This window comes from Streptomyces sp. ISL-11 (genome assembly GCF_018614525.1).
Classification (GTDB): Bacteria; Actinomycetota; Actinomycetes; order Streptomycetales; family Streptomycetaceae; genus Streptomyces.
In genome coordinates this window covers 1-5,863 of the sequence record NZ_JAGGOL010000201.1, presented here as the reverse complement: position 1 = coordinate 5,863, position 5,863 = coordinate 1, and the positions used below count along the sequence as shown (strand labels likewise).

Below are 5,863 nucleotides of genomic sequence, written 5' to 3'. Positions count from 1 at the left end.
GCCCCGCCCCGGCCCCTGACACCCGCCCGGCGCCGCCCGCGGCACCGCGCGCGACCGATCGCACCGCCCCGGCGAGTGAGGCGCCCAGCGCCCCCGCCAGCCCCATCGCGCCCCGCTCCTTGTGAGCGAGCAGCACCGATCGCACCCTGTCGCCGTAGGGCGCCACAGCGTGCACGGGTGGCAGGCCGGGAGGCACCGGGTCCGGCCGTACGCGCCGCGCCGCGCGGCCGGTCAGGGCCGCCCGGCACTCCTCGCACAGCACGGACCGCCGCCGGCCGCACCCCGCGCAGTCGACCGGCAGCACCAGGCCGGAGATCTCCTGCCACCACCCGCGCATGCATCCACTGTCGCGCGGGCCGACCACCACCGCCACCCCTGTGGAAAACCCACGAGGACAACGGAGTCAGGCCGCACGGATCAGCCCGGATAGACCGGCGCGGACCCCTTCGTCACTTGCTTCCAGCCGGCGTCCGGCAGCAGCCGTACGATCCCGCCGTCCCGCTCCGCGACCAGTGCCGGCGCCTTCGCCGTGCTCTCCGAGGCGGCGATCCCCCGCACCCCGGTGATCCCGGGCAGCGGCGAGCCGTTCGGCAGTGAACCGTCGGTCTCGATGTACTGCAGCTGCTGGAGTTCGCCCGGCCCGTTGCCCGCGACGAGCAGCCTGCTGCCGCCCGCCCACGACACCGCGTCCACCTGCTCCAACCGCGGCGCCACGGAGCGCAGTTCCTGCACCGACAGGCTCGGCCGGCCGTCACTGACGCGCCGCTCGACCCGCCCCAGCTTCAGCTTCGTACGGTCGTCCTTCGTCACCAGCAGCGCGATCCGTACACCGTCCGCAGCCACCCGGATCCCGGTGATCCGCCCGCCGTCGAGCCGGGGCACCTCGACCTCCTGCGGCGCGCCCGTGCCGCCCGGCAGCCGCAGCAGCCGCGGCCGGTCCGGGTCCTGGTCGGCGACCCACAGATCGCCCAGCCCGTCCCAACTCGGCGCGGTCAGCCCCGCCTTCGCCCCGCCCCTGGCGGTCAGCCGGGGCTCGCCCAGCGGCGTTCCGGCCTCCAGGGCGGCCACGTACAGCGACTGGCCGTCGCCCGTCACCCCGGCCGCGTGGTCCTCGCGGCGGTTCACGGCCACCGACCGCAACTGCGCGCCACTGTCCGTGCCGAACGGCCCGGCCACCCGCCGCGGCTCCCCGTCGCCCTCGGTCATGCTCGTCAACCGGCGCTGCGCGTCCACGAAATACTGCTGCTGGCCGCCCGGGGCCGCCTTGTCGGCCGCGTAGTCCTGCGCCTGGAGCCGTCCCAGCACGCACATCTGCGAGCCGTTCTCGCGCAGCAGCGTCACCTGGCTGACCTTGGCCGTCTGGTCACCCACCGTGTAGAGCACCTGCGCGGCCATGCGCAGGCACTGCTTCTCGTTCGCCTCGGAGCCGCGTCCGTTGAGCCGGAGCTTCAGGGCGCTGGAGTCGTCCAGCGAGAGTTTCGGGTCCATCACGCGCGTACCCGTGGGAAACGCCGTGGCCGCGACGGGGTCGAGCCAGCCCGTCGGCCCGTCCAGCAGCGCCTTCACGGAGGACGTGGTGGGATTTATGCGCTTGCGCAGATAGACGGGGTCGGCGACGAGGACATCGCGGTCCTTGCCGGAGCCGCCCGGGCCCAGCTCCGCGAAGTAGTACTTGTTGACCGAGCGGTAGATGCGCTGGAAGTCGGCGGCGCCCAGCACGAGCCCCGGCGGCGGCGCGTCGATGCGCCACTCACCGTCCTCCCGCGCCACGTGGATCTGCGCCTTGTACACCTGCTCGTCCGGCTTGTACGCGTGCCGGGCGTCGACTTTCGCCACCTGCTTGCCGATCAGCGTGACGGTGTAGTCCTGCTCCCGGTCGCCGCTGCGCTCGACCCGCAGCTGCGGCGGTTCGGCGAGCACGGTCGTCTCCCGCGCCGGATCCCACGACCGCCGCACGGCCTTGGCCAGGTACTTCCGGGCGGTCTCGTAGTCGGGGTCGTCGCTGGTCGTGGCCTCCAGGAAGCCGGTCACGAGGTCCTGCGGCTGCGCGTTCTTGTGCGGCTCGACGCCATAGACGCGCACCTGCGCGTCCGCGTCGGCGCGCTGCGAGGAGTCGACCTCGCTGACCTCGTCGCTGTCGGGCATCGACGCGCAGCCGGCCAGCAGCGCGCCGCTGAGCGCGAGCGCGCAGAGCCCGGCCGCCGACCGGCGGCGCCTGCGTTCAGCGCCCACGCGCCTGCCCCTCACGTTCGTCCGCGGAACCGCTCTCGGCCGTCCTCACGGGCTTGTCCAGCTTGTCGAAACACGCGCCTCCCGGGCGTGCCACCACCCGCGCACCACTGCCCGGCAGCGCCGTCGGATCCACCGTCGGCATGCTGCGCGTCTGCGCCGGCACGGGCGAGGGCCCCGTCGGGGGCCGTACGCCCTGCTGCGGTACGGACCCGCCGCGACCGGCGACGCCCAAGGGCACACCGGCCTCGTTCAGGCCGCGGTTGCGCCGCGAGTCGTCCGGCTCCAGCGGTATCGGCGAGCCGCGCAGCGTGTCACCCGCCGTGCGCGGCAGCGTCAGCCGGAACTGCGAACCGCCGCCCGGCTCGCCCCACGCCTGGAGCCAGCCGCCGTGCAGCCGCGCGTCCTCGACCGCGATCGACAGCCCGAGGCCGGTGCCGCCGGTCGTCCGGGCCCGCGCCGGGTCGGCCCGCCAGAAGCGGTTGAACACCCGGGTCGCCTCGCCGGGCTTGAGCCCGACGCCGTAGTCGCGCACGGCGACCGCGACGGCGCCGCCCGCGGCGGCCAGCCGCACGATCACGTCCCGGCCCTCGCCGTGCTCGACGGCGTTGACCACGAGGTTGCGCAGCACCCGCTCCACACGCCGCGCGTCGGCCTCGGCCACGACGGGCTGCTCCCCGCCCTGGACGAGCAGCTTGCTGCCCTTGCGCTCGGCGAGCGGCAGCGCGCCGTCGATCACCCGGTGCACCACGTCCCGCAGGTCGACCGGCTCGGCCTCCAGGGCCGCCGCGCCCGCGTCGAACCGGCTGATCTCCAGCAGGTCCGCCAGCAGCGACTCGAACCGGTCGACCTGCCCGTACAACAGTTCGGCGGAGCGCGCGGTGACCGGATCGAAGTCCTCACGGGCCTCGTGGATGACCTCGGCGGCCATCCGCACGGTCGTCAGCGGCGTCCGCAGCTCGTGCGAGACGTCGGAGACGAACCGCCGCTGCATCCGCGACAGCTGCTCCAGCTGCTGGATCTTGACCTGGAGGTTCTGCGCCATCTTGTTGAAAGCCTCACCCAGACGAGCGATGTCGTCCTCGCCGGTGACCTTCATCCGTTCCTGGAGGACGCCCGCCGCGAGCCGCTCGGAGATACCGGCCGCCATCCGTACGGGCGTGACGATCTGCCGCACCACGAGCCACGCGATGGCGCCCAGCAGCACCACCACGAAGACCCCGGCGGTCGCCAGCGTTCCCTTGACCAGCTTGAGGGACTTCTCCTCCTGGGTGTACGGGAAGAGGTAGTAGAGCTGGTAGGCGTCGCCGTTGAGGTCGTACATCCGCTTGCCCACGACCAGGGCGGGCTCCCCCTCGTCGGAGGCACTGTGCTTGATCGACGTGGACCGCTCCAGCGCGCCCGTCTTGAGATCGAGCTGTTTGCGCAGGTCGACGGGGATGCTGCGGTCGGGGTCCAGATCACCGGAGGCGCGCGGTCCGCGCATGCCGACGGCCGCGGACGTGTCACCGCTTCCGGAGCTGAGCGCCACGACGTGGTAGACGCCCTGCCCGCCGCTGGCCAGCTGCTGCACGACGTTCGTCAGCCAGGCACCCGCGTCGGGGGTCGTACGGCCGCCCGACTGGGGAGCCCCTTGGCCACGGGTGTCACTGCCGTTGTCGGCGAGCTCCCGCGCGGCCTTGAAACCGCCCTCGGCCTGGCTCTGCGAGGCGTGCCGCTTGGCTTCCAGCAGACCGTTGCGCACCTGGCCGATGACCACGAGGCCCAGCAGCAGGACGACGCCCATCGACATCAGCAGCGTGGTGGCGACCACCCGCAGCTGGATGTTGCGCCGCCACAGCCGCATCGCGGGCAGCAGCGGACGCCGCACCCACCTCACGTACAGCCGCAGGAGCGGATGGACCGGCCCGGCGGCCGCGCCGTCGGACAGCAGCCTGCCGGCGCGCCACAGCCGCCGCAGGAGAGATATGCCGCCCGCCGTATCGACGGGCCGCCCCACGCCCCGCTCCGGGGCGGCACCGTTGCCCGACATGTCAGCTCGGTCCGGCCTTATAGCCGACGCCGCGCACGGTCACCACGATCTCCGGCCGCTCGGGGTCCTTCTCGACCTTCGAGCGCAGCCGCTGTACGTGCACGTTGACCAGCCGCGTGTCCGCGGCGTGGCGGTAGCCCCACACCTGCTCCAGGAGCACCTCGCGGGTGAACACCTGCCACGGCTTACGGGCCAGGGCGACGAGCAGATCGAACTCCAGCGGGGTCAGTGCGATCGACTGCCCCTCGCGCTTGACCGAGTGTCCGGCCACGTCGATGACCAGGTCACCGATGGTGAGCTGCTCGGGGACGGGCTCCTCCGACCTGCGCAGACGCGCTCGGATCCGGGCCACCAGCTCCTTCGGCTTGAACGGCTTGACGATGTAGTCGTCCGCGCCGGACTCCAGCCCGACGACGACATCGACGGTGTCGCTCTTGGCCGTCAGCATCACGATCGGCACGCCGGACTCGGCGCGGATGAGCCGGCACACCTCGATGCCGTCCCTTCCGGGCAGCATCAGGTCGAGCAGCACAAGATCTGGTTTGGCCTCACGGAAAGCGGCGAGTGCCTTGTCGCCGTCCGCTACGAACGACGGCTCGAAACCCTCACCACGCAGCACAATGCCGAGCATCTCGGCCAGTGCGGTGTCGTCATCGACGACAAGGACGCGTCCCTTCATATCGACATCATCCCATTTTCGCATCCGGTCCATAGAGCAGGGTGACCCAGCTCACCTGTCGCGAGGAACACTCCTCGGTGTGTCCCGTTGACCCGGGACCGCTTCGGCACCTCGCGCCGGGTGCGGAATTCACGTGGGGAGATCAGCCCGTCACACTCCCAAGTCCCGTTCCGCCACTGCCGCAGAGCTCCGCGAGCCCCGCGTGGGTCACCGGCGAGAGCACCCCGCTCTCGGTGACGATCGCGGTCACCAATTCCGGTGGTGTGACATCGAACGCAGGGTTGTACGCGGTGGTGCCCAGCGGCGCCACCGGCAGTCCCGTGCCCGCTTCGGCTCCCGCCACGGGCACCGCGGCGAATTCCGTGACCTCGTGTCCGGGCCGCTGCTCGACCTCGATCCCCGCGCCCTCGGCGGTCGCCAGGTCGACGGTCGTGCTCGGCGCCACCACGATGAACGGCACGTGGTGGTAGCGGGCCAGCACCGCCAGGGGATAGCTGCCCACCTTGTTCGCCACCGAGCCGTCGGCGGCTATGCGGTCCGCGCCGATCAGGACGGCGTCGACCTCACCGGCGGCGAACAGCGAGCCGGCCGCGTTGTCGGTGATCAGCGTGTACGCCATTCCGGCCCGTGCGGCCTCGTAGGCGGTCAGCCGGGACCCCTGCAGGAGGGGCCGCGTCTCGTCCACCCACAGCCGCCTCAGCTCACCCGCCTGGTGCGCCGCCGCGACCACGGCCAGCGCCGTGCCGTCGCCGCCGGAGACCAGGGCGCCGGTGTTGCAGTGGGTCAGGACGCGGTATCCGCCTCCGGGCAGCAGTTCCGCCAGCAGCGCGAGGCCGTGCGCGGCCATCCGGGCGCTGGCCTCGGCGTCCTCGCGGTGCAGCGCCCGCGCCTCGGCGAGGACGGCCGCGGCGGCCCGCTCGGCG

At 72.7% G+C, this 5,863-nt stretch carries 4 protein-coding genes and 1 pseudogene; all 5 read right to left on the bottom strand.

Annotation, left to right across the window (positions count from 1 at the left end; translation table 11 throughout):
- Positions 1-337: pseudogene (locus tag J7E86_RS29645) on the bottom strand (ComF family protein); the annotation flags it as partial.
- 80 nt (positions 338-417) lie between these two features.
- Positions 418-2,232, bottom strand: coding sequence for an LpqB family beta-propeller domain-containing protein (locus tag J7E86_RS29640; RefSeq protein ID WP_308312776.1), 1,815 nt, complete (start codon positions 2,230-2,232; stop codon positions 418-420).
- Positions 2,222-4,261, bottom strand: coding sequence for an MtrAB system histidine kinase MtrB (gene mtrB / locus J7E86_RS29635; protein ID WP_215085900.1), 2,040 nt, complete (start codon positions 4,259-4,261; stop codon positions 2,222-2,224). Before mtrB ends, J7E86_RS29640 begins: the two co-directional genes overlap by 11 nt.
- Before the next feature lies 1 nt (position 4,262).
- Positions 4,263-4,940 carry a two-component system response regulator MtrA gene (mtrA, locus tag J7E86_RS29630; RefSeq protein ID WP_032759013.1) on the bottom strand — a complete coding sequence of 226 codons (678 nt, stop codon included), beginning with the start codon at positions 4,938-4,940 and terminating at the stop codon, positions 4,263-4,265.
- 142 nt (positions 4,941-5,082) lie between these two features.
- The coding region (locus J7E86_RS29625; protein ID WP_215085899.1) for a s-methyl-5-thioribose-1-phosphate isomerase at positions 5,083-5,863 on the bottom strand (781 nt) is incomplete at its 5' end.

What these genes read in the sequence shown, in the direction of transcription:
- mtrA (WP_032759013.1), bottom strand. Translation starts at nt 4,940, where the DNA reads ATGAAGGGACGCGTCCTTGTCGTCGATGACGACACCGCACTGGCCGAG.
- mtrB (WP_215085900.1), bottom strand. Translation starts at nt 4,261, where the DNA reads ATGTCGGGCAACGGTGCCGCCCCGGAGCGGGGCGTGGGGCGGCCCGTC.